The organism is Nonomuraea roseola (genome assembly GCF_039535395.1).
In the GTDB taxonomy this organism is placed as follows: Bacteria; Actinomycetota; Actinomycetes; order Streptosporangiales; family Streptosporangiaceae; genus Nonomuraea; species Nonomuraea roseola.
On record NZ_BAAAXC010000014.1, the window covers coordinates 828694 to 852081 of the forward strand.

The 23388-nt window shown below is 70.8% G+C and carries 21 protein-coding genes; 9 read left to right on the forward strand and 12 right to left on the reverse strand.

Annotated elements, in window-relative coordinates; genetic code table 11:
• Positions 1-463 precede the first annotated feature (463 nt).
• On the forward strand, positions 464-1186 hold the full coding sequence (lepB, locus tag ABFX55_RS22325) for a signal peptidase I (RefSeq protein WP_379478989.1): 723 nt from the start codon (positions 464-466) through the stop codon (positions 1184-1186).
• 7 nt (positions 1187-1193) lie between these two features.
• Here lepB and ABFX55_RS22330 read toward each other — a convergent pair whose 3' ends face one another.
• Positions 1194-1862 carry a response regulator transcription factor gene (locus ABFX55_RS22330; RefSeq protein ID WP_183645614.1) on the reverse strand — a complete coding sequence of 223 codons (669 nt, stop codon included), beginning with the start codon at positions 1860-1862 and terminating at the stop codon, positions 1194-1196.
• Positions 1855-3579 carry a sensor histidine kinase gene (locus ABFX55_RS22335; RefSeq protein ID WP_346123899.1) on the reverse strand — a complete coding sequence of 575 codons (1725 nt, stop codon included), beginning with the start codon at positions 3577-3579 and terminating at the stop codon, positions 1855-1857. The genes ABFX55_RS22330 and ABFX55_RS22335 overlap by 8 nt, the downstream gene beginning before the upstream one ends.
• Positions 3580-3690: 111 nt before the next feature.
• Between ABFX55_RS22335 and ABFX55_RS22340 the strand changes: the two genes are divergently transcribed.
• Complete coding sequence (locus ABFX55_RS22340) at positions 3691-5022, forward strand: serine hydrolase (protein ID WP_346123901.1); 1332 nt, start codon at positions 3691-3693, stop codon at positions 5020-5022.
• A 30-nt stretch (positions 5023-5052) separates the two neighbouring features.
• On the opposite strand, the gene ABFX55_RS22345 is transcribed toward ABFX55_RS22340, so the two are convergent.
• The 4 genes from ABFX55_RS22345 to ABFX55_RS22360 are packed head-to-tail and all read right to left on the reverse strand — an operon-like array spanning position 5053 to position 9051.
• Entirely contained in the window at positions 5053-6048 is a 996-nt protein-coding gene (locus tag ABFX55_RS22345) for a LacI family DNA-binding transcriptional regulator (protein ID WP_346123903.1), read from the reverse strand.
• Positions 6045-6869: a carbohydrate ABC transporter permease gene (locus ABFX55_RS22350; protein WP_346123905.1), complete on the reverse strand. Its 825-nt coding sequence runs from the start codon at positions 6867-6869 to the stop codon at positions 6045-6047. The genes ABFX55_RS22345 and ABFX55_RS22350 overlap by 4 nt, the downstream gene beginning before the upstream one ends.
• Positions 6866-7750 carry a carbohydrate ABC transporter permease gene (locus ABFX55_RS22355; RefSeq protein WP_346123906.1) on the reverse strand — a complete coding sequence of 295 codons (885 nt, stop codon included), beginning with the start codon at positions 7748-7750 and terminating at the stop codon, positions 6866-6868. The genes ABFX55_RS22350 and ABFX55_RS22355 overlap by 4 nt, the downstream gene beginning before the upstream one ends.
• A complete protein-coding gene (locus ABFX55_RS22360) occupies positions 7747-9051 on the reverse strand; it encodes an ABC transporter substrate-binding protein (RefSeq protein WP_346123908.1) in 1305 nt (434 codons plus the stop codon). The genes ABFX55_RS22355 and ABFX55_RS22360 overlap by 4 nt, the downstream gene beginning before the upstream one ends.
• A gap of 192 nt (positions 9052-9243) precedes the next feature.
• Between ABFX55_RS22360 and ABFX55_RS22365 the strand changes: the two genes are divergently transcribed.
• The 3 genes from ABFX55_RS22365 to ABFX55_RS22375 all read left to right on the forward strand — a co-directional run bounded on the left by ABFX55_RS22365 (position 9244) and on the right by ABFX55_RS22375 (position 13429).
• On the forward strand, positions 9244-11205 hold the full coding sequence (locus tag ABFX55_RS22365; RefSeq protein ID WP_346123910.1) for a beta-galactosidase: 1962 nt from the start codon (positions 9244-9246) through the stop codon (positions 11203-11205).
• Between the two features lie 26 nt (positions 11206-11231).
• On the forward strand, positions 11232-11558 hold the full coding sequence (locus ABFX55_RS22370) for a hypothetical protein (protein ID WP_346123912.1): 327 nt from the start codon (positions 11232-11234) through the stop codon (positions 11556-11558).
• A gap of 143 nt (positions 11559-11701) precedes the next feature.
• Positions 11702-13429, forward strand: coding sequence for a serine/threonine-protein kinase (locus ABFX55_RS22375; RefSeq protein WP_346123914.1), 1728 nt, complete (start codon positions 11702-11704; stop codon positions 13427-13429).
• A gap of 18 nt (positions 13430-13447) precedes the next feature.
• Here the strand turns inward: ABFX55_RS22375 and ABFX55_RS22380 are convergent, their stop codons facing one another.
• Complete coding sequence (locus tag ABFX55_RS22380; RefSeq protein WP_221241034.1) at positions 13448-13876, reverse strand: MarR family winged helix-turn-helix transcriptional regulator; 429 nt, start codon at positions 13874-13876, stop codon at positions 13448-13450.
• 54 nt (positions 13877-13930) lie between these two features.
• Here ABFX55_RS22380 and ABFX55_RS22385 point away from each other — a divergent pair, with 54 nt between their 5' ends.
• A complete protein-coding gene (locus ABFX55_RS22385; protein WP_346123916.1) occupies positions 13931-14320 on the forward strand; it encodes a PPOX class F420-dependent oxidoreductase in 390 nt (129 codons plus the stop codon).
• Positions 14321-14324: 4 nt separating this feature from the next.
• On the opposite strand, the gene ABFX55_RS22390 is transcribed toward ABFX55_RS22385, so the two are convergent.
• The 3 genes from ABFX55_RS22390 to ABFX55_RS22400 are packed head-to-tail and all read right to left on the reverse strand — an operon-like array spanning position 14325 to position 17767.
• Complete coding sequence (locus ABFX55_RS22390; RefSeq protein ID WP_346123918.1) at positions 14325-15203, reverse strand: adenosine kinase; 879 nt, start codon at positions 15201-15203, stop codon at positions 14325-14327.
• A gap of 22 nt (positions 15204-15225) precedes the next feature.
• The gene (locus tag ABFX55_RS22395) at positions 15226-16251 is read right to left on the reverse strand and encodes a LacI family DNA-binding transcriptional regulator (RefSeq protein ID WP_346123920.1); all 1026 of its coding nucleotides are present in this window, start codon (positions 16249-16251) and stop codon (positions 15226-15228) included.
• Between the two features lie 10 nt (positions 16252-16261).
• Complete coding sequence (locus ABFX55_RS22400) at positions 16262-17767, reverse strand: glycoside hydrolase family 13 protein (RefSeq protein ID WP_346123922.1); 1506 nt, start codon at positions 17765-17767, stop codon at positions 16262-16264.
• 380 nt (positions 17768-18147) lie between these two features.
• On the opposite strand from ABFX55_RS22400, the gene ABFX55_RS22405 reads away from it, so the two are divergent.
• Positions 18148-19431: an ABC transporter ATP-binding protein gene (locus tag ABFX55_RS22405; RefSeq protein WP_346123923.1), complete on the forward strand. Its 1284-nt coding sequence runs from the start codon at positions 18148-18150 to the stop codon at positions 19429-19431.
• A 63-nt stretch (positions 19432-19494) separates the two neighbouring features.
• On the opposite strand, the gene ABFX55_RS22410 is transcribed toward ABFX55_RS22405, so the two are convergent.
• Entirely contained in the window at positions 19495-20112 is a 618-nt protein-coding gene (locus ABFX55_RS22410) for an ACT domain-containing protein (protein WP_346123924.1), read from the reverse strand.
• A 183-nt stretch (positions 20113-20295) separates the two neighbouring features.
• Here ABFX55_RS22410 and ABFX55_RS22415 point away from each other — a divergent pair, with 183 nt between their 5' ends.
• Together ABFX55_RS22415 and ABFX55_RS22420 are read left to right on the forward strand one after the other, a co-directional pair.
• The gene (locus ABFX55_RS22415) at positions 20296-21456 is read left to right on the forward strand and encodes a thiolase family protein (RefSeq protein ID WP_346123926.1); all 1161 of its coding nucleotides are present in this window, start codon (positions 20296-20298) and stop codon (positions 21454-21456) included.
• The gene (locus ABFX55_RS22420; protein ID WP_346123927.1) at positions 21453-22103 is read left to right on the forward strand and encodes an SDR family oxidoreductase; all 651 of its coding nucleotides are present in this window, start codon (positions 21453-21455) and stop codon (positions 22101-22103) included. Before ABFX55_RS22415 ends, ABFX55_RS22420 begins: the two co-directional genes overlap by 4 nt.
• A 41-nt stretch (positions 22104-22144) precedes the next feature.
• Here ABFX55_RS22420 and ABFX55_RS22425 read toward each other — a convergent pair whose 3' ends face one another.
• Positions 22145-23386, reverse strand: coding sequence for a right-handed parallel beta-helix repeat-containing protein (locus tag ABFX55_RS22425; RefSeq protein ID WP_346123929.1), 1242 nt, complete (start codon positions 23384-23386; stop codon positions 22145-22147).
• Positions 23387-23388 lie beyond the last annotated feature (2 nt).

The window sequence follows — 23388 nt, forward strand, 5'->3', positions numbered from 1 at the left end:
CTCGCCCGCCGCCGGCCATGAGCGCGCCGTGACCCGGCGCGGTGCTCGTGGAGCAGGCCCGTGGCGCGCACCCGCGCCCCGGGCCTTTCCGCTGTCCTCGCGGGGCCTTTCCGCTGTCCTCGCGCCGCGGGGGGACCGCTGGAACGCAGCTCGCGGCGGTATCATCGCGGGATGGGCGCACCGAGGGAAGTGATCTTTGCCATCCGCCTCGGCCGCTGCCACGCGAGCCTTCCCCGCGCGCTCTCCCACCCCTCCACGGGCTCCCCCGCCGTGCCTGGCCACGGCTGCGCCACCCCTCTCCGGCGGCGTGCCGCCCTGGACAAAAGGCGCCATACGCCGACTTGACGCGGAGCACGAGAGGATTCGAATTGACTGTTGGGCATGAGATCAGGAAGCTGAGCTGCCCCATCAGCGATGATGGAAGCATCAACCATGGCGACGAAGCGCCTTCCGGGGGGACGAGGTGGACGTGATCGGTGAAGACGCGCAGCAACGCGCCGAGGACGGCAAGAGCGACAAGAAGAAGGGCTCCTCGTGGAAGGAGCTGCCGATCCTCATCGTCGTGGCTCTCGGCCTCGCCCTGCTGATCAAGACGTTCATCGTCCAGCCGTTCTACATCCCGTCGGAGTCGATGGAGAACACCCTGCTGATCAACGACAGGGTGCTGGTGAACAAGCTCGTCTACCACACGCGCGACATCGAGCGCGGCGACGTCATCGTCTTCAACGGTGAGGACTCGTGGGATCCCGAGGTCGTCACCGAGGAGCCGAGCAACCCGGTCACAGGGGCGCTGCGCTGGGTGGGCGAGCTGTTCGGGCTCGTGCCGGGCGAGAAGGACTACATCAAGCGGGTCATCGGCGTGCCGGGCGACACCGTCAAGTGCTGCGACTCCAAGGGCAGGGTCACGGTCAACGGCGTGCCGCTGGACGAGACGAGTTACCTCTTCCCCGGCGACGAGCCCTCCGACCGGCCCTTCACGGTGAAGGTGCCCGCGGGAAGGCTGTGGGTCATGGGCGACCACCGCTCGGTCTCCTACGACTCGCGCGGCCACACGGGCGACCCGGGCGGCGGCACGATCGCGGTCGACAACGTGCTCGGCAGGGCCTTCGTGATCATGTGGCCGGTCTCGCGCTGGACCTCCCTCGACATCCCTTCGACCTTCGATCAGCCGGGTCTGAAGAAGTGAGCGCGGGTCAAGGACCCAGATAGGCCAGAACGGCGGCGACGCGGCGATGGACGTCGCCGCTGTTCTCCAGGCCGAGTTTGGTGAAGATGGCGTTGACGTTCTTCTCCACCGACGACACCGACAGGTGCAGCGCCCGCGCGATACCGCCGTTCGACCTTCCTCTGGCCATCTCGCGCAGCACGTCCCGCTCGCGCGGCGTCAGCTCCTCCTGCTCGGCCCGCACCGCCCGCCTGGCCAGCAGCCCCTCCACCACCTTGGGGTCGATCACCGAGCCGCCCGAGGCGACCGCCCTGATCGCGCCGAGCAGCTCCTCCAGGTCGCCCACCCTGTCCTTGAGCAGGTAGGCGAAGCCCTCGGTGCCGTGCTTGAACAGCTCGAAGGCGAACAGCGCGTCGGAGTACTGCGAGAGCACCACCACGCCGACCCCAGGATGCTCGGCGTGCACGCGGTGGGCGGCGTCGATGCCCTCGAAGCCCGCCCTCCACGCGCCTCCCGGCATCCTGATGTCGGTGACGACGACGTCGGGCGCGAGCCTGCGCACCGCGTCGAGCAGTTCGTCGGCGTCGCCGACCGCGCCCACGACGCTGACCTCGCCCGACAGCTCGAGCAGCCGCCGCGTTCCCTCTCGCACCAGGTAGTGGTCGTCGGCCACCACCGTGCGCAGCCGCTCACCCATCGACAGGCACCCAGGCCGTCATCTGTGTTCCCTTTCCCGAGGCGGCTTGCATCTCCAGCCCTCCGCCGAGGGCGTCGAGGCGGTCGGCGAGCGTGGCCAGGCCGCGTCTGGCGGTCGCGGCGGGGTCGTACCCCCTGCCGTCGTCGACGACGCGGGCGCGCAGGCGGCCGTCCTCGCGGTCGAGCCGCACCTCTATCCTCGTCGCCTCTGCGTGCTTGAGCGCGTTGGCGACGGCCTCGCTCACGGTGAAGTACATCGCGCCCTCGACCTCGTCGGAGAAGCGGGTGGCGCGCAGGCCCTCGCCCGCGCTCACCTTCGTGGGCACCGGCAGCTTCGCGCAGCGCTCCTCGACCGCCTCGACCAGGCCGCCCTGCCCGAGCGCGGAGGGATGGATGCCGGCGGCGAGCTCGCGCAGGTCCGTCAGGGTCTGACGGGCCTGCTCGCGCAGCTCGGCGAGCAGGTCGGCGCCGCCGCCCGTGGCCCTGGCCAGCTCGAGCCCCGCGATCAGGGCGACGAGCTGCTGCTGCACGCCGTCGTGGATGTTGCGCTCGATGCGCCGCCGCTCGGCCTCCTGCGCGTTGACCAGCCGTACGGCCAGCCCTTCGCTCTGGATGGCCAGCCCCGCGGGTACTGCCAGCGCCTCCAGGAAGCGGCGGTCGTCGGCGGTCAGCCTGCCGTGCTGCCTCGGGCCGCACTCCAGCTGGCCGAGCCCGCCCCTGACCGGCACCACGAGCGCAGGGGGGCCCGCCTCGACCCCGGCCACGACACGGGTGCCGTCGGCCAGCCGTACGGCCGCCCAGGTGGTCTCCAGCGCCGAACGCACGCTCGCCGCCAGCCTGCCGATCAGCGCCACGGGCTCGGGGCGCTCCTCCATGGCCGAGCCCAGGCTGGAGAGCACGTCACCCACGGAGGGTCGTACGTCGAAGACGAACAGCAGCCTGGAGCCCCGGATCCCGATCCTGATGTCGAGCAGCCGGTGCCTGACGATCGCCACGCCGACCGCGGCGGGCAGCGATCCGAGGGTGCCGGTCATCCCGACCAGTCCCCATCCGGCATCGCCGCCCATGAGGAAGACGATGAGCGCGACGAAGGACAGGATGTTGGCGGTCGCGCCCGTGACCATCCACGCGTACTGCCCGCGCTCGGTGACCGCGCTGCGCCGCCAGCGTACGACCAGTCCCACCAGCACGATGACGGCCATGACCCACACAAGGGCCTGCCCGAGCGCGCCCACGGCGGCCGCCGTCATGGACACCGGCTGGGTCTGCGGTCCCGAGACGGGCCACGCCGCCGCGACGCCGAGCGCGTGGGCGCTGATCGTGCCCGCCGAGATCCACGCGACGGGCCGCCACCTTCTGGAGGGCAGCCGGCCCTCGGGGAACAGCAGCGGCACGAAGATCGAGTTCAGCCCGAAGTACACGGCGAACAGGCCCGTCAGCCAGCCTGGCACGCCCGTGGGTGTTCCGGCCCCGAGCGCGATGCCGGCCCCGAGCGAGCCGAGGCCCAGAAACGCCGCGGTGGCCAGCAGCAGCCAGCCGTAGGGGCTGAAGGGCCGCCTGACGGCCAGCAACCAGCCGAGTGCGGGGGTGACGAGGCCGAGCAGGATGAAGGCGAGCTGAGAGGCAGGCGGGGGCAGCCCCGACTCCAGCAGCGCGCCGGCGATCAGGCTCGCGGCGGCGAGCGCCGCGAGGAGCCCGGCCATCAACCTCGAACCCATGAACACCCATCGTGGTGAGAAAGCCGGGGAGAGTCTATGAGGTTAACCGCATATTCGACCTTACGGCCGGCATGGTGGGCGCGGGGAGCCGGGCTCGGTTGGGTGGAAGGCATGAGATCCGTTGCCATCACCGTGACCGCCTCGTCGCTGCTGCTGACGGCGTGCGCCGCCGCACCGGCGGCCCAGGCCTCCGCGACGCCGTCCGCCGCGTCCGTCCCGGCATCCGCCGTCGTGCGCGACGTCACCATCCCCGACACCCCGGCAGGCAGGCAGCTGAGCTGGCTGATGTCCGCCGTTCCTGACGCGCCGGTCCCAGAGCAGCAGCTCACCGAGCACTTCTCCGCGCTCATGCTCTCCGCCCTGCCGCCGGCCGAGCTCAACGAGGTCCTGGTCGGCACCAAGGACCTGCGCCTGATCAAGATCCTCTACGCGGTGGACACCGCGATCACCGCCGAGGTGACCACGGGCGGCAGGACGCTCTGGATGGAGCTGACGGTCGACGCGGAGGGGAAGATCTCCGGGCTGCGGCTGACGCCTCCCGTCACGCCCAAGCCCACCCCCACGAGCTGGAAGGAGATCGACGAGCGGGTCCGCAAGGTGGCGCCGAGAGTGGGCTTCCTGGCCGCCGAGATCACCCGTGACGGGCGCTGCGTGCCCGTGCGCTCGCTCGCCCCCCGCACTCCCAGGCCGCTCGGCTCGATGTTCAAGCTCTACGTCCTCGCGGCGGTCGCCAAGAAGATCCCCAACTGGGACACCAAGCTGACGATCAAGCCTTCGCTCAAGAGCCTGCCGAGCGGCGAGCTGCAGGACCGGCCAGACAACAGCAAGGTGTCTGTGCTGGAGGCGGCCAAGCTGATGATCGCCATCAGCGACAACACCGCCACCGACCTGCTGATGCACAAGGTGGGCAGGAAGACGGTCGAGGCCTACCAGTCGCGCAACGCCCCCCTCCTCACCACGCGGGAGCTGTTCACGCTCAAGGGGGCCGCCTATCCCGAGCACGCCAAGCGCTACCTGTCGCTCGGGGAGAAGCAGCGCAGGGCCTACCTGGACAAGGTGATCGCCAAGATCCCGCTCAGTGAGATCCGGCCGTGGACCGCCCCTCGCGAGCTGGACACGATCGAGTGGTTCGGCTCCCCCGCCGACGTGTGCGCGGCCCACGCCAAGCTGCGCGGGCTCGGCGACAGGCGGGTCGGCCTGGTCATGTCCCAGACCGACGCGGGCCTCGGCCTCGATGCGAAGAAGTGGCGTCCCGCCTGGTTCAAGGGCGGCTCCGAGGCCGGGCTGGCGGCGCTCGGCCACTCGGCCACGACGAAGGACGGACGCACGTTCTTCGTCACCACGATGGCCTCCGACACGGCCGCGCCGCTGGACGAGGGGAACGCGGGCACCGAGATGCTCGCGCTGGCCAGGGGTGCCTTCACGCTCATGAGCGAGCGCTGACAGACGCCTGGCGCGAAGGGGGCGGCGCGGTCAGGCGGACTCCCTGATCACCAGTTCCGTCGGCAGTATCACCGGCTCGACGCGGGCCGCCCCGTCGATCAGCGCCAGCAGCAGGCTGACCGTCTCCTCGGCCACCCTGGCCAGCGGCTGGCGGATGGTGGTGAGGGGCGGGTGGGTGGAGACGGCGACGGAGGAGTCGTCGAAACCGCCGACCGCGACGTCGTCGGGGACGCGCCGCCCCGCCGTCCGCAGGGCCGCGAGGGCTCCGGCGGCCATCAGGTCGGAGGCGACGAAGACGGCGTCGAGATCGGGAGAGCGCTCCAACAGCTCGGTCATCGCCCGCTCGCCGCTGGCGCGCGACCAGTCGCCGTGGGCGATGAGCTTCTTGGAGGCCTTGCGGCCCAGCACGTCGGCGAAGCCCTCGAGGCGCTGCGTGCCGCCCGGCGTGTCCATGGGGCCGGTGATCATGGCGATGCGCCTGCGGCCCTGCTCGACGAGGTAGGAGGTCATCTGGCGGGCGCCGAGGCGCTCGTCGGCCGCGGCGTAGGGGATGACGTTCTCCTTGCCGATGACCGCGCCCTGTGCCACGACGGGAACGTCGGAGCCGAGGGCGTCGGCAAGGGGGTCGCCCGCGTGGGTCGAGACGAGGAACACGCCGTCGGCGTGGCCGCCCCTGATGTAGCGGATGACCCGCTGCCTGTCGCCGTCGTCGCCCGCCATCATCATGACGAGCGAGACGTCGCGTTCGGCCAGGCGGCGCACCGCCGTACTGATGAGGACGCTGTAGTTGGGGTCCTCGAACAGCTTCTCGTGCGGGTCGGACAGCACCATGACCACCGAGCCCGTCTTCTGTGTGACCAGGCTGCGCGCGGCGCGGTTGACGACGTAGCCGGTCTCGGCGATCGCCCTCTCGGTGGCCGCGCGGGCCGCCGCGCTGACGTACCTGTCGCCGTTCAGCACGCGTGACACCGTGCCGCGGGAGACACCCGCGGCGGCGGCGACGTCGTGGATGGTGGGACGTTTCACTTGACGGCTCCGGAGGACAGATCGGTCCTCCAGTATCGCTGCATCGTCAGGAACAACGCGATCAAGGGGATGATCGACAGCAGCGCGCCGGTCAGGATCAGGTTGTAGAGGGTGGGCTGGTTGGCCCCCGCGGCGAGCAGGGTGTAGAGCCCGACGGTGAGCGGGAACTTGCCGTCGTCGCCGAGCATGATGAACGGCAGCAGGAAGTTGTTCCAGATCGCCACGAACTGGAACAGGAAGATGGTCACCATGCCGGGCACCATCAGCGGGACGGCCACCCTGGTCATCAGCCGCCACTCCCCCGCGCCGTCGAGCCTGCCGGCCTCCAGCAGCGAGTCGGGGATGGCCGCGGTCGCGTAGATGCGGGCCAGGTAGATGCTGTAGGGGTGCAGGATCTGCGGCAGCAGCACCGCCCAGTAGGTGTCGGCCATGCCGATCTGGGAGAAGAGCAGGTACTGCGGGATCGCCAGCACGACGGCGGGGACCAGGATGCCGCCGATGAGCAGGTTGAAGATCGCGTCGCGCCCAGGGAAGCGGTACTTGGCGAGGGCGAAGCCGGAGACCGCGCTGACCGCGGTCGACAGCAGCGCGCCGCCGCCCGCGTAGAGGAGGGTGTTGGCCAGCCACAGCCAGAACACCCCGTCGCGGTAGGCGAAGAGCTCCTCGATGTTGGACAGCAGCCCGGTGCCCGGCACCAGGGTGGAGGTGGTGAACAGCTCCGCGGGCGACTTGGTGGCCGCCACCAGGACCCAGCTCACCGGGAACAGGCAGTAGATCGCGCCCAGGAGCAGCAGCCCCGTCGGCGCCAGGCGCCTGGTCATGACTCCTCCCCGAAGGCGCGCCCGCGCACCACGCGCAGGAAGCCGAACGACAGCACGAGCGAGACGGCCGCGATGACGATCGAGGTGGCGGCGGCCGAGTAGAGGTCGCCGGTGACGAACGCGTCGCGGTAGACCTTCATGAGCGGGCTCCAGGTCGAGCTGATCGTGTTGGTGAGCGGCCGCAGCGTGGTCGGCTCGGTGAAGACCTGGATGGTCGCGATGACCGAGAAGACCGTGGTCAGGATGATCGCGGGCACCAGGATCGGGATCTTGACCCTGAGCGCGATCTGCGTCTCGGTGGCTCCGTCGATCCTGGCGGCCTCGTACAGCTCGCGGGGGATGGCCCGCAGGTTGGTGTAGAGGACGAGCATGTTGAAGCCGACGCCGCCCCACACCGCCACGTTCGCCATGGAGAAGGTGACCGTGGTCGCGCCGAGGAAGTCCACGTCGAGCAGGGCGCGGAGAGGGCTGAGCGAGGGCAGGTAGAGGAAGCCCCAGAGCAGGGTGGCCGCCACGCCGGGAACCGCGTAGGGCAGGAAGATCGCGATGCGCGAGAACCTGGCCAGCCGTACGTGGGCGGAGTCGAGCAGGAGCGCGAACAGCAGGGCCAGGCCCAGCATCACGACCAGCACGAGCGCGCCGTACCCCAGCACGCGCAGCCACCCTGCCCACAGCTCGCCGTCGGTGACGGCGGCGGCCAGGTTGTCCAGGCCCACGAAGATCTCCTGGCGCGCGCCCTTGCCCAGCCCGAGCCCCGACACCTTCACCCTGCGCATGGACAGGTAGAAGGTGTAGCAGATGGGCAGCGCGAGGAAGAGCGTGAACAGGACGATCGCGGGGGTCAGGAAGAGGTACGGCGCGGCCTTGACGCGTCGGTTCATGGCGCGATCTGAAAACCGGACTTGCGCATGTCGGCGACGGTCGCCTCCTGCATGGCGCGCACGGCGTCGGAGAAGGACGACCTGGCCTGCACGGCCTTGTCGAAGGAGTCCTTGAAGGCGTTGTAGGTGACGCCGACGTTCGGGCCGAAGGTGAAGCCTCTGGCGCCGGCGGCGACCCCGGCGGCCTGCTGCCAGAAGTCCGGCTGGGTGGAGAAGTAGTCGGGCGCCTCGGTCAGCGCGCTCTGTCCCTTGGTGGCGGCGGGGTAGATCGCCGCCTCCTTGACCAGCAGGCCGACGGCCTTGGCGTCGGTGTTGAGCCAGGTGGCGAACTTCGCGGCGGCGGCCTGGTGCTTCGACTTGGCCGCGACGGCGACCGACGAGCCGCCCCAGAAGCCGCTGAAGTTCTCCCCCGCGTTCCACTGCGGCAGCGGCGCGGCGGCCCACTTGCCCTTGGCCTTGGGGGCGTTGCTCGACAGCGCGCCGGGTGCCCAGATCGCCGAAGGCCAGGTGAGCAGCTTGCCGTCGTTGAGCGCCTTGTTCCATTCGGGTGTGAAGTACGGCATCCCGTCGATGACGCCCTCCTTGACCAGGCCGCCCCAGAAGTCGGCGACCCTGGTGGTGGGCTCGTCGGCGACGTTCACCTTCCACGACTCGCCGTCGATGCCCCACCACCGGGCGCCCGCCTGCTGGGCCAGGCCGGTGAAGGCGCCGGGGTCCTTGCTGGAGAAGGTGCCGAGGAAGACCTTCGGGTCCTGCTCGTGCACCTTGCGCGCGGCCTCGGCGTACTCCTGCCAGGTCTTCGGCACGGCGATGCCGTACTTGTCGAACAGGTCCTTGCGGTAGAAGAGCATCATCGGGCCGCTGTCCTGCGGGATGGCGTAGACGGTGTCGGTGCCGAGCGTGACCTGACCCCACACGCCCTCGGAGAACTCCGCCTTGACCGGGGCCGCGGCGGCCGTGAGATCGGCGACCGCGTCGGCGGCGATGAACGAGGGCAGGTGCTGGTACTCGGCCTGCACGAGGTCCGGCGGGTTGCCCGCCTTGGCCGCGGTGAGGAACTTGGCCGCCGCGTCGTCGCCGCCCGCCTGCTTGCTGACGGTGACCTGGATGTCGGGATGCTCCTGGTTCCAGACCGCGACGATCTTGTCCATGTTGGGGGCCCAGGTCCAGTAGGTGAGCTTCACCGGACCCTGGGGAGCCGCCTGGGTCGCTTCAGGGGCCGGTGCGGCCCCCTCCGAAGCGCAGCCCGCCGCCGCCAGCGTGACCACGAGAGCGGCCGCGCCCAGGAGTTTTGTACGCATTTGTCCTCCGAGCACCGAGATGAGAACTCTAAGCTGTCGGCAGTGCGCCGCAGACTCTGTGAACGTGCACAGACTGGTTGCCCCGAGACGAACCGTCAAGTGCCCGTTACGTTCTCGTTAAAGTCCAGGTGGGTTCCCTACACGGTAGATGTCCCGCTACTGTGCACGTTCACAGAACGATTGGGGATGTTGATGCGTGACGGAATGGCGTTCGGGGGCGACTACAACCCGGAGCAGTGGCCCCGGGAGGTGCAGGAGGAGGACATCGTCCTCATGCGCGAGGCGGGGGTGAACCTGGTCAGCCTCGGCATGTTCTCCTGGGTGCTGATGGAGCCGGCCGAGGGCCGCTTCGAGTTCGGCTGGCTGGACGAGATCGTCGACCGGCTGCACGCCGCGGGGATCGCGGTGAACCTGGCGACGCCGACGGCTGTCCCTCCTGCGTGGTTCGTCAGGAAGCATCCGGACGCGTTGCCGGTGAACCGCGAGGGCAGGCGCATCGGGTTCGGCGGGCGGCAGAGCGCGTGCTCCAGCTCACCCGACTTCCAGGCCGCCACCTCCAGGCTGGTCACCGCGCTCGCGGGCCACTACAAGGACCATCCCGCGGTGGTGATGTGGCACGTGCACAACGAGTACGGCGCGCCGCTGGGCGAGTGCTACTGCGATCACAGCGTGCGGGCCTGGCGCGAATGGCTTCGCCGTACATATCAGGATTTGTCGGCTTTGAACGACGGCTGGGGCTCGACGTTCTGGGGTCAGCGGTACACCGACTGGGAGGAGATCGACGCGCCCAGGGCCAACCACACCGCGGTCAACCCCGCCCAGCGCCTCGACTACGCGCGTTTCAGCGACCAGCAGCACCGCGCGCACTACGCGCTGCAGCGCGACCTCATCCGACGGGTGTCGGACCTGCCGGTGACGACGAACTTCGCCGGCACCGTCAACTGCAAGTCGACCGACCTGTGGCAGTGGGCGCGCGAGGTCGACGTCGTCGCCAACGACCACTACCTGTCGGCGGAGAAGCCCGACAACCACATCGAGCTGGCCATGTCGGCCGACCTGGCGAGGTCGGTGGCCGGCGGCAGGCCGTGGCTGCTGATGGAGCACTCCACCGCGGCGGTCAACTGGCAGCCGCGCAACATCGCCAAGCGCCCAGGCGAGATGCGGCGCAACAGCCTCGCGCACGTGGCCCGCGGGTCGGACAGCGTGATGTTCTTCCAGATCAGGGCCTCGCGGTTCGGCGCGGAGAAGTTCCACTCGGGGCTGATCCCGCACGCGGGCACCGACTCCCGCCAGTGGCGCGACGTGGTCGCCCTGGGCGCCGAGGTCGAGGCGCTCGCCGAGGTCGCCGGCAGCGCGGTCGCCGCCGAGGTGGCCGTCGTGTGGGACTGGGAGTCGTGGTGGGCGCTCGAGCTCGACTGGCGCCCCTCGGTCGACGTGGCCTTCCGCGAGCGGGTCGACGCCTTCTACGAGGCGCTGTGGCGCGAGCACGTCACCGTGGACTTCGTCCATCCCTCCGCCGACCTGTCGGCGTACAGGCTCGTGGTGGCGCCGAGCTCCTACCTGGTGACCGAGGCGTCGGCCAAGAACCTGCACCGCTACGTCGAGTCGGGCGGCCACCTGCTGACCACGTTCTTCTCCGGCATCGTGGACGCCCACGACACCATCCACCCCGGCGCCTTCCCCGGCGCGCTGCGCGAGGTCCTCGGCCTGTCGGTGGAGGAGTTCCACCCGCTGCGCGAGGACGAGCGCGTGGGCCTGTCGGGCGGCCTGTCCGGCAGGATCTGGTCGGAGCGGGTCATGCCGGCGGGCGCGCGGGCCCTTCGCTCCTTCGCCGAAGGCCCCGACGCGGGCCACCCCGCCTTCACCCGCCACGACCTCGGCGCGGGCAGCGCCTGGTACCTGGCCACCGCACCGGTCACCGGGCTGCGCGGGCTGCTGGCCGAGGTCCTCGACCACGCGGGCGTCACTCGCCCCCGTGACCTGCCCGACGAGCTCGAGCTGGTACGGCGCGGCCGCCACGTCTTCCTGATCAACCACGGCGACACCCCCGTCACGGTTCCGGGCGTGAGCGGGGTGAACCTGCTCGACGGCGGCGTCCACGACGGCTCCTGCACCGTGCCCGCAGGGGCGGTCGCGGTCGTCCGAGAGGCCTGAAACACCCCACTCCCCAGGAGGGCCCTGTGAAACGAGTCATGGCCGCCTTCCTCTGCGTCGCGGCGTTACTCACCGCTCCTCCCGCCCATGCGGAAGGCAGACCGCTCCCGATCAGGGGCGCGGACGTCTCCAGCCTCGCCAAGTCCGAGGCGCTGGGCGGCGTCTACCGCGACGCGGAGGGCCGGCGCGGCGACCCGCTGCGCGTGTTCACCTGGGAGGCAACCTGGACCGCCGTGCGGGGCAACGGATGGGACCCCGCCGACCCCGCCTCGGGCAACGCGTGGGAGAACCAGGCGCTGTTCGGCTTCGACGACAGAGCGCTGCCCGCGACGCGGGCGCTCGGCGGCCGCTGACCGTCCAGCCCGTCTCCCGTCCCGCGCGGGAGACGGGCCACCCGCGGGCCGTTCCTCGGTTAGAGTTCCGGGTGAATACGGTCATCCGGGCGGAGGACGGTCGGTTGGGACGGCGGGATCACGAAGGCGAGGGGGCAGCGACGGTGGGATCGCCGCTGACCTCTGACGACCCCGCCGCGATCGGGCCCTATCGGCTCGAGAGCCGCCTGGGCTCGGGCGGCATGGGCACGGTCTACCTCGCGACGGCCCCCGACGGGGCCAAGGTCGCGGTGAAGGCGATCAGGCGCGACTTCGCCGCCGATCCCGTCTACCGGGCGCGCTTTCACGAAGAGGTGTCCAACGCCAGGCGGGTGGCCTCCTTCTGCACCGCCCGCGTGCTCGACCACGGCGACGACGGCGGCCTGCTCTACCTGGTCACCGAGTACATCGACGGCGTCTCGCTGGAGGACCACCTCATCGAGCACGGCGCGCTGCAGCCCTCGGTGCTGCACTCGGCCGCCGTGGGCGTGGCCGCGGCGCTCACCGCGATCCACGCCGCCGGCCTGGTCCACCGCGACCTGAAGCCGGCCAACGTGATGCTGACGCTCGCGGGGCCCAGGGTGATCGACTTCGGGCTGGCGCGTTCCACGCAGGTGGGCTCGCGGCACACCAACGTGGGCCTGGTGATGGGCACTCCCGGGTGGATCGCGCCCGAGCAGGTCTTCGAAGGGCGCACCAGCCCCGCCGCCGACGTGTTCGCCTGGGGCTCGCTGATCGCCTACGCGGGGCTCGGCGGCCATCCCTTCGGCTCGGGTGACGCCTACGTGATGGCGGCGCGCGCCCGGACCGCCCCTCCCGACCTGCGCGGGCTGCCCGCACCGCTGGACCGGCTGGTCGCGGCCGCCATCCACCCCGATCCCTCACGGCGTCCCCAGGCGCGCGAGCTGCTGCTGGAGCTGGTGGGCGCGCCCGACGTGGCGGGGGCCCAGCTGGCCGCCACCCGTCACCTGACCGACTCGTGGAACCCCGCCGACCTCGGTGTACGGCAGCCGCCTCCCACGCAGGGCTGGTCGCCTCCCCCCGGCAGGGAACGGCCGCCCCCACGGCAGGCCGCTCCCCCGCCCCCCTCGCGGCAGGCTCCTCCCCCTCCGCCCGCCGAGACGACGATCCCGCCCAGGCAGGGGCCGTTCGTGCCGCCCGCAGAGACCACCGTCCCGCCGAGGCCCGGCCCGTTCGTGCCGCCCGCCGAGATGACGATCCCGCCGGCGGCCACCAGACGGGGTCCTGTGCCGCACGGCGCGAACCCGGCCGAGACGACCGGGGGCGGGCCGATGCCCTATCACGCCACCGGCCAGGGCCCGCTGCCGCAGCGCCCGCCGTACCAGATGACCGGGCAGGGGCCGCTGCCGCCCAGGCCCGCGCGCAGGGGCGGGGTGCTGAGCGGATGCCTGGTCGCCGCCGCCGTCGTGGTGGTCCTGGTGCTGCTGCTGATCGCCGCGGTCGCGTGGATCTTCAAGCCGCCCGCCATCGGGGCCGAGGGTCCCGTGCAGGACGGCAAGCTCCGCTTCACCGTCACGGGGCACAAGTGCGCGAAGGCGGCGCAGGCCGCAAAGGTGCGCACGTGCAAGGTGTCGCTGAAGGTCAGCAACATCGGCCAGGAGGGCCGGGTGCTCTACCCTGGCCAGCAGAAGCTGCTCGACGACGACGACATGAGGCACAGCGCCGCCAAGCTGCTCGACAGGGCGGGCAAGGAGATCCAGCCCATCAGGATCGGGCCGGGCGAGTCGTTCACCGGCGGGCTGGTCTTCGAGCTCCCCAAGGAGGCCGACCCTGCAGGGGTGGAGCTGCACGACTCGGGCCTGAGCAGGGGCATCAAGGTCGTTCTCGGCTGAGGGACGGGGCCGGCCGGGTCAGCCCGACACCGCGCGACCGAAGCGGGCCAGCAGCTCGCGCAGTTGGTCGCGTTCGGGCGGCGTGAAGGCCTTCTCGATCCTGCGCTCGATCTCCACGGCCGCCGCGTCGGCGACCTCCAGCGCCTGCCTGCCCTGCTCGGTGAGGTGCGTCTCGAGCATCTGGCGGTGCCAGGCGTGCGGGCGACGCTCGATAAGGCCGCGCTCGAGCAGGTTCTTCAGCACGACGTTCGAGGCCTGCGGCGTGACCAGGCACTGCCTGGCGAGGGCGGCGTTGGAGATGCCGGGGTTGCCCGCGAGGACGAGCAGCGCCGCGTACTGCGGCACGGTGAGGCCCGCCCGCTTCACGGCCGCGTGCTTGGCGGCCATGAGCAGCTGTTCGGCGCGCTTCACGTCGAGCCCGAGTCGCTCCTCGGCAGGCATTCCCATGCCAGAACCATACAGGTGTTGAGAACCATCAAAGCTTTGATAGTGTCCTCGGCCATGAGCGTGATTCCCGACAGCCATGTCGATCTGCTGACCCGCCCGCTGTTCGCCCACCTGGCGACGCTGATGCCCGACGGCACGCCGCAGGTGACGCCCGTCTGGACGATCTGGGACGGCGAGTTCCTCCGCTTCACCACGACCACGGACCGGCAGAAGGGCAGGAACGCCGCCGAGCGGCCCTCGATCTCGCTGTCGATCAACGACCCCGAGGCTCCCTACCGGTACCTGGAGGTGCGCGGCGTGGTCGAGCGGGTCGAGCCCGACCCCGAGGGCGACTTCTTCGACGTCCTGGCCAGGCGGTACGGGCTGGAGTACGAGGCGCCCGTGGGCGACGCCGAGCGGCGCGTGACGCTGGTGATGCGCCCCCTGCGCTGCACCAGCCAGTAGGGCGTCAGCTCGAGGCGGCGCGGGCCCTCAGGACCGGCTCGGTGATGGGGTTCTCGTGGGTGCCTTCGGACACGCAGGCGTGGGCCCCCGCGATCGAGCCGAGGCGGGCGCACTCCTGCACGGGCTCGCCGCGCAGCAGGCCGTACAGGAAGCCGGAGACGAAGGCGTCGCCCGCGCCGTTGGAGTCGACGACCGGCCCCGGCAGCGGCGCGGCGGGGAAGGCGCGCACATCCGCGTCACGGGTGAGCACCAGGCAGCCGCGCGGCCCGTCGGTGCACACCACGGTGTGGGCGCGCCCGTTCGCGAGGATGTGCCGCATCGTCGCGGCGGGGTCGGCCAGCGCCGTGGCCGACAGGAAGACCAGGCCGGAGCGGTAGGCGAAGTCCTTGTGGTAGTCGGAGGAGCCGTCCCAGTCGTGCAGGTCGGTGGAGGTCGGCACGTCGTCGGGCAGGTCGGCGTAGACGTGCCGGGAGAAGTCCGTGATCGAGACGTGCACGTGGCGGGCGGGCCGCAGGTACAGCTCGCGGGGCAGCACCTCACCCGGCACGCCCCTGGGGTCGAACAGGGAGGTCCTGCGGCCGTCGGGGCCCACCAGCAGGACGCTGCGGCGGGTGCCCGCGGCAGAAGGGGCCCACACGAAGTCGACTCCCTTGGCGGCCAGGTGCTCCCTGATCAGCCTGCCCTGCGGGTCGTCGCCGATGAGGTCGGCGAAGCGGGTCCTGAGGCCGAGCGCGGTGCAGCCCAGCGCCACGCCCGAGCCCGTGTTGCCGATGCGGTCGACGACAGGGGGGACGGCGTAGGTGTCGGCGTAGGGCAGGGGCAGCTCGGGCACGTAGACGGTGCTGTCGACCCCCGCGCCGCCGATGACCAGCACGTCGTACATTCGTCGTCTCCTGGAGGTTCGGTCAGCGGTTGACGAGGGGCCCGGAGCCGGTGGAGCCGCGCACCACGAGCTCGGGCTGGAAGATGAGCTCGACGCGCCGCGCCTGCGCCCCGTTGACCTCTTCCAGCAGCGTGGCGACGGCCGCCGAGGCCATGGCGCCGATCGGCTTGCGGACCGTGGTCAGCGGCGGGTCGGTGAAGGCGATCAGCGGCGAGTCGTCGAAGCCGACCACCGACACGTCGCCTGGCACTGCCAGCCCGCGCTCCCTGCACGCCCTGATGGCGCCGAGCGCCATCAGGTCGCTGGCGCAGACGATGCCGGTGCACCCCTTGGCCAGCAGCTGCGCCGCGGCCGCCTGGCCGCCCTCGACGGAGAAGAGGGAGTGCGCGACCAGGTCGCCGACATCGCCTGCCCCCAGCAGCTGCGTCATCGCCTGCTGGTAGCCCTCGATCTTCCTGATCACCGGCACGAACCTGCGGGGCCCCGTGGCCAGCCCGATGCGCTCGTGCCCGAGGTCGACCAGGTGCTGGACGGCCAGGCGCGAGGCCAGTCTGTCGTCGGGCGAGATGAAGGGCGCGTCGATGTCGTCGTTGTAGCCGTCGACCAGCACGATCGGCAGGCCGCGGTCGATCAGCCTGGTGTAGCGGTCCATCCGCGCGGTGGTGTCGGCGTGCAGGCCCGAGACGAAGACGATGCCGCTGACGCCCCTGTCGACCAGCAGCTCGGTGAACTCGTCCTCGGGCGCGCCCCCCGGCAGCTGCGTGCACAGGACCGGCGTGTAGCCGTTGTGGGTCAGCGCCTTCTCGATGGCCTGCGCGAAGGCGGGGAAGATCGGGTTGTCCAGCTCGGGTGTCACCAGCCCGATCAGCCCGTTGCTGCGCTGGCGCAGCCGCTGCGGCCGTTCGTAGCCCATGAGGTCGAGCGCGGTCATCACGGCCTGCCTGGTGGCCGAGGAGACTCCCGGCTTGCCGTTGAGCACCCGGCTGACCGTGGCCTCGCTCACCCCTGCGTGGGCGGCGATGTCGGAGAGTCGGGCGTGACCGTTCATGATGGACACTTTACGCAACCTTGGCTCTCCACCACGTGGCGGAATCGGGAGCGAGCGTGCCGGGCTCGACCGGCCCGCTCGACAGGACGGGCTCGCCGGGAGCGGGGAAGGCGATCTCCGAGCCGGTGAGGTTGACCGTGCAGACGAAGCCGTCGTCGCGGCTGAAGACCAGCGTGCCTTCCGGTGAGTCGGACCAGCGCAGCTCGCCCGACACGGTACGGCGCAGCCGCAGCGCCTCGCGGTAGAGGGAGAGCATCGAGCCGGCCTCGCCGCTCTGCGCCTCGACGCTCAGCGGGCCCCATCCGCCCGGCATGGGCAGCCACGGGCTGCTCCAGCCGTACCCCTCGGCCGAGGTCCAGGGCATCGGCACCCTGCAGCCGTCGCGGCCGCTGTCGGGGTCGCGCAGCCGCTGGGGGTCGAGGCAGAACTCCTCCGGCAGGTCGAGCACCTCGGGCAGGCCGAGCTCCTCGCCGTTGTAGACGTAGGCCGAGCCGGGCAGCGCGAGCATGAGCAGGGCGGCCGCGCGGGCTCTCTCGACGCTGCCGAAGCGGGTGACGTGCCGCTTGACGTCGTGGTTCGACAGCACCCACGTGGAGGGGGCGCCGACGGAGGCGGCGGTCTCCAGCGACTCGGTGATCACGTGGCGCAGGGGGCCCGCCTCCCACCGCGTGCCCAGGTAGTGGAAGTTGAAGGCCTGGTGGAGCTCGTCGTGGCGGACGTAGCGGGCGAGCCGCTCAGGCGTCGGCGCCCACGCCTCCGCGACGCCGATGCGCTCGCCGGGGTAGGAGTCGAGGATCTTGCGCCAGGAGCGGTGGATCTCGTGGACGGCGTCGTTGTCGAAGTACGGCACGACGTCGCTGCCGATCATGCGGACCTGGTCGGCGTGGCCGATGTCGGGCAGCCCCTCGGGCTTGACCATGCCGTGCGCGACGTCGACGCGGAAGCCGTCGACGCCCAGGTCGAGCCAGAAGCGCAGGACCGACTCGAACTCGGCGCGCACCTCGGGGTGGTCCCAGTTGAGGTCGGGCTGGCTCGAGTCGAACAGGTGCAGGTACCACTGGCCGTCCTCGACCTGCGTCCAGGCCGACCCTCCGAAGATCGACTCCCAGTCGTTCGGCTGGTCGCGGAAGATGTAGCGGTCTCGGTTGACGCCGCGCAGCGCCTCCTGGAACCAGGGGTGGGCCGAGGAGGTGTGGTTGGGCACGATGTCCACGATCACCCTGATGCCCAGGCCGTGCGCCTCGTCGATGAGCGCCTTGGCGTCACCGAGCGTGCCGAACAGCGGGTCGACGTCGCGGTAGTCGGCCACGTCGTAGCCGAAGTCGGCCATCGGCGAGGTGTAGAAGGGCGTGAGCCAGATCGCGTCGACACCGAGATCGGACAGGTAGCCCAGCCGGTCGCGGGCGCCGATCAGGTCGCCGACGCCGTCGCCGTTCCCGTCGGCGAAGCTACGCACGTACACCTGGTAGATCACGGCGTCACGCCACCAGCGGGTGGCTGCCGAAGTATGGATCATGGAAAACGTGTCCCCCGAGATACAGGTCCCTCCTTGTGACGGAACCACCTCATATGAAAGAGCTTGCCGTAAGTTTACGCAAGCCTTTCCAAAGTGGGATTTTTCGCAATAAAGCGAGGCGAAGAGGCTTACGGCCACACCAAAACCTTGCTCAGCAGGGACTCTGGGGACACGCACCGCGCCGGACCCGAGACGTTGACCTTGAAACCGAAACACGACGGTTACTGAATTTTCATGTCAAGTCTGGACACACGGGGGAACACGCGATGTACTACCTCATCAATCAGCCCCGTCACAGGTGACGTCTCACGCCCGCCAAGCAGCGGTGACTCCCCCTAACGCGGGAGTCTGATGCGTATCTACAAGGGTGGAGCGGACCCATGAGCACCGTCGTCCTGGACAAGGTAACCAAGGTCTACCCCGGGGGATACCTGGCGGTCGACAGGTTGAGTCTGCGCGCCGAAGACGGGGAGTTCCTCGTGCTGCTCGGGCCCTCCGGCTGCGGCAAGTCCACACTGCTGCGCATGATCGCGGGCCTGGAGGAGGTCACCGACGGCGACCTGTGGCTCGACGGCCAGCTCGCCAACCACCTCGCGCCCCGCGACCGCGACGTCGCGATGGTGTTCCAGAACGGCGCGTTATATCCGCACCGCACGGTGCGCGGCAACATGGCCTTCCCGCTGGAGATCGCCAAGGCCGATCCCGCGCTGGTGAAGGAGCGCGTGACGGAGCTGTCGAAGGCCCTGCACATCGACGAGACCCTCGACCGCAGGCCCGGCACCCTGTCGGGCGGCCAGCGGCAGCGCGTGGCGATGGGCCGCGCGATCGTCCGCCAGCCGAAGATCTTCCTCATGGACGAGCCGCTGTCCAACCTCGACGCGGGCATGCGCACCGAGCTGCGCATGGAGATCTCCTCCCTGGTCCGCTCCCTCGGCGTCACCACCATCTACGTCACCCACGACCAGGTCGAGGCGCTCACCCTGGCCGACCGCATCGCCATCATGAACCGGGGCGTGCTCCAGGACGTCGGCACGCCGGGGCAGATCTACAACGACCCCGCGACCGCCTTCGTCGCCGCCTTCCTCAGCTCCCAGCAGCTCAACCTGCTGGCCGCCACCGTGCGCACTCCGCAGAACCAGTACGTGCTGCTCGACTTCGGCCCCCACCAGCTGGTGATCCCGTGGAGCGATCCCAGGGCCTACGCGATCTCGCAGCACACCGGCGGCCAGATCATCGTCGGCATCAGGCCCGACGGCCTCGCCCCCGTCCAGGAGTCCTACGAGGGGCCGAGCTTCTACGGCAGGGTCAGGGCACTGGAGTACCACGGGCACGAGTGGCTGGCATACGTGGAGTGCGGCGTGCCCGCGGTGGCCGTGCCCGAGCCGCCCGACCCCCGCCAGAACGCCAACGGCAACGAGGGCGGAGGCGGCGGCCTGCGCGCGATGGTGCGCAGGATGTTCGGCTCGGAGCCCGACGAGCACGCCCAGCAGGAGCAGGTCGGCCACAACCTGCGCGACGGCCACCACCGCAGGGCCGACCTGATCGTCAGGCTCGGCGTGCGGCCCGCGTGGCGCACGGGCGACGCGGCGAAGATCGGCGTGGACGTCACGCGCCTCATGCTCTTCAGGCTCGACGGCAGCCGCATCGACCCGCCCCGCCGCTGACCTCCGTCTCCACCTCGGCCTCCACCTCGGCCTCCGCCACGGTCCGCCGACTCCCGTGCCCCCTCAGTCGTTGACAGGCTCGAAGCGGGCGGCCATGCGGGAGACCACCTCCACGATGCGGGCCGCGCGGTCGAGCTCGGCGCGGTGGAACGGCGGGCCCTCGGAGCGGGCCACGACCAGGTTGATGGCCGTTCCCTTCACAGGCAGCACCATCAGGCGGCGTTCGCCTGCCACGTGGACGGCCGGGCGGGGCGGCAGCGCGGCCAGCTCGAAGACGGGCGGCGCGGCCAGGCTCGCGTGCCGTACGACACCGTCGGCCAGCGCGAGCGCCCACTCTCCCCCGCACAGCCCGGGCAGCGCGTCCACCAGCGTGGCGAAGCCCCGCGCAGGCTCGCCCGCCACGTGCAGCAGCAGGTCGTAGTCGAGCGCCGAGCCCGGCACCTCCTTGGTCGGCCAGACCCCCTCCACCTTTACGCCCGGCACGGACGACAGGCGCTCGTGGACCGCGGCCGGGGTGGTCGTGCCCGGCCACGAGACCGTGAAGTCGTCCACGGCCCTCCCTGCCTCCCGTTCGAGCACGGTGACCTGCAGGATGTCGGCGCCGAGCGCGCCCAGCACGCGCGCCACCTGGCCGAGTCCTCCAGGGCGGTCCGGCAGGGACACCCTCAGTCGCAGCAACATCGCATCTCCCCCTTTCAGGGCTCACACAGTGCCGCAGCGAGATTTCCAGGGCGTTTCTGGGCTATGTCCAGCATGCTGCCCATTTACCCGTTTTGTCGACACTGGACACCAAAGCGTTGGAAAACCGGACTCACTAGGGATAGTGTGCATCCAGTTTTCCAACTAACAACAGGACGGGATGCGATGCGTGACGCCGTGATCGTGCAGGCCGTACGAACTCCCATCGGCAAGGGCAAGCCGCAGGGCGCCCTCGCCCATGTCCACCCTGTCGAGCTCCTCGCCCACACGCTGCGCGAACTGGTCGCCCGCAGCGGGGTCGACCCCGCGCTCGTCGACGACGTGATCGGCGGCTGCGTCGACCAGGTGGGCGAGCAGGCGATGAACACCACCCGCTACGCCTGGCTGTCGGCGGGCTTCCCCGACGAGGTCCCCGCGGTGACGGTGGACAGGCAGTGCGGCTCCTCGCAGCAGGCCGTCCACTTCGCCGCCCAGGGCGTCATCTCGGGCGCCTACGACCTGGTCGTCGCCTGCGGCGTGGAGTCGATGAGCAGGGTGCCGATGTGGTCGAACGTGCCGCAGGGCGCCGACCCCTTCGGGCCCGGCGTCGCGGCCCGCTTCCCCGAGGGGCTGGTGCCGCAGGGCATCAGCGCGGAGCTGATCGCCGCCAAGTGGGGCCTGTCGCGGGAGGCCATGGACGCCTTCTCGATGGGCTCGCACGTCAAGGCGGCCGCCGCCGACCTCTCCGAGGAGATCGCGCCGATCGACGGCGTCGACAGGGATGAGTCGGTACGGCCGGGCACCACGATGGAGGTCCTCGCCGGGCTCAGGCCCGCCTTCACCGACCCGGGATACGCCGAGCGCTTCCCGCAGATCAACTGGTCGGTCACGGCCGGGAACACCAGCCCCACCAACGACGGCGCCGCGGCCGTGCTGATCACCACCAGCGAGAACGCGGCCAGGCTCGGCCTGCGCCCGCTGGCCAGGCTGCACTCCTTCGCCGTCACGGGCTCCGACCCGCTGCTCATGCTCACGGGGGTCATCCCCGCCACCGAGAAGGTCCTCAGGCGCGCGGGACTGGCGCTGTCCGACATCGACCTGTTCGAGGTCAACGAGGCGTTCGCGAGCGTGGTGCTGGCCTGGCTGCAGGAGACGGGCGCCGATCCTGCGAAGGTCAACGTGAACGGCGGCGCGATCGCGCTCGGCCACCCGCTCGGGGCCAGCGGCGCGCGCATCATGACCACGCTGGTCCACGCCATGCGTCAGCGCGGCGCCCGTTACGCGCTGCAGACGATGTGCGAGGCGGGCGGCCTGGCCAACGCCACCGTCCTGGAGGCCCTCCGATGAGGATCGAGGGCGCCGTCGCGCTCGTCACGGGGGCCAACCGCGGGCTCGGCGCGGCCTTCGCCCGCGCCCTGGTCGAGCGGGGCGCGAAGACCGTCTACGCGGGCGTCCGCGACCCTTCCACGGTGCGGGACCCCGCCCTCGTCCCCCTGCCGCTGGACGTCACCGACCCCGGCCAGGTGGCGGCGGCGGCCGAGCGGTGCGGGGACGTCGATCTGGTCATCAACAACGCAGGGGTGCTCGGTCAGGCCGAGCGGGAGATGGCGACCAACTATCTCGGCACGATGGCGATGAGCCGCGCCTTCGCCCCCGTGCTGGCCCGCAACGGCGGGGGCGCGCTGGTCAACATGCTCTCCGTGCTGTCGTTCATCACCTTCCCCCAGGTCGCCACGTACGCCGCCTCCAAGGCCGCGGCGTGGTCGCTGACCAACGCGCTACGGCAGGAGCTGCGCGACCAGGGGACGCTCGTGGTGGGCGTGCACGCCGGCTACATCGACACCGAGATGGCCGCGCGCGTGACCCAGCCCAAGGTGAGCCCCGCACTCGTGGCGGCCATGACGCTGGACGGCGTCGAGGCGGGCCTGACCGAGGTGCTGGTGGACGAGCTCAGCCGCGCGGCCAAGGCGGCGCTGTCAGCCGCGCCCGCCTGAGGAGGGCGCGGCTGAAGGTTCGCCTGAGGGACGGCGTGGTGTCACTGCTGGTAGGCCCCGGCGTCGGGAGCGGCGCCGAGGGCCTTGCCGGTGAAGTCCTTGCCCAGCGCGGCGCCGCCGTACCAGGCGGGGCCGAGCGGCAGGCCCCTGTCGAGAGCCGGTGAGCCGGGGCTCAGGCGCAGGTCGGTGCGGGAGACGAAGCGCGGGTCGGCGATCACCGTCCTGGGGCCCGCCTTGAAGCGCTTGGAGCGCCCCTTGTAGACGCTGCCGGCCTCGTCGGCGCCCTTGCCGTCCTCCCAGCCCATCTCCCCGCCGACCACGATCACGTTGTTGCGCAGCTTGAGGATGTCGGGGGCGCACCCGTCGTGGCAGGACCAGCCGATGGTCCTCGAGCCCGGCAGGTAGACGGAGTTGTGCACCGCGACCGTGCCCTTGACGGGGCCGACGATGTGCCGTGAGCCGCGCGTCACCAGGAAGGAGCCGAGCTTGCGCGCGGAGGTCACCACGTTGAAGGCGAACACGTTGCCCGTCGCCGTCGTGCCCTTCTTGGCGCCGAGTTCGGTGAACGTGTGGTTGTCGCGGGAGAGGTTGTGCGTGACCCTGTTGCGGTCGCCGCTGAAGATCTCGACCGCGGCGCCGTCCAGGCCGTAGTCCTTGCTCGCGGCGGTGCTGCCGGTGATGGAGTTGCCGGTGATCAGGTTGTCGTCGCCGTTGACCAGCACGCCGAAGGCGCCCGAGTCGTTGTCGCCGCCTTCGTCGTTGACGCTCATCCTGTTGTTGCCGGTCAGCCAGCTGTTCCTGACGGTGTTGCGGGCTCCGTCGGGGGTGATGTGGACGCCCGCGATGTTGCGGTCGGCCGCCACCCCGACGAGCTCGTTGCCGTCGCCGGAGATCTCGAACCCCGCCCACTGGCAGTTGCTGGCCCGCAGCCCCGACACGCGCCAGTAGTTGCCGCTGATCACCACGCAGTGGGCGTCCTGGCCGCTGAGCCTCGGGGCGGCGCCCTTGCCGTACGGCTGGACCACGATGGGCCTGGCGGCGCTGCCCTTGGCGGACAGCTCCAGCGGACCGTTCCAGCTGCTGCCCCTCTTGAGGTTGACGGTGTCGCCCGGCTCCAGCGTCGCGGCGTTCAGCGTGGAAAGGCTCTTCCACGCCGTCGCCGCGCTGGTGCCCGCGGCCGAGTCGTCACCTGCCTTGGAGTCGACGTAGTACGTCGTGCCTGCCGTTCCCTCCGCCAGGGGAAGTGCGGGAAACAGCAGAAGGGCCACGGCCAGCGACTTCATCG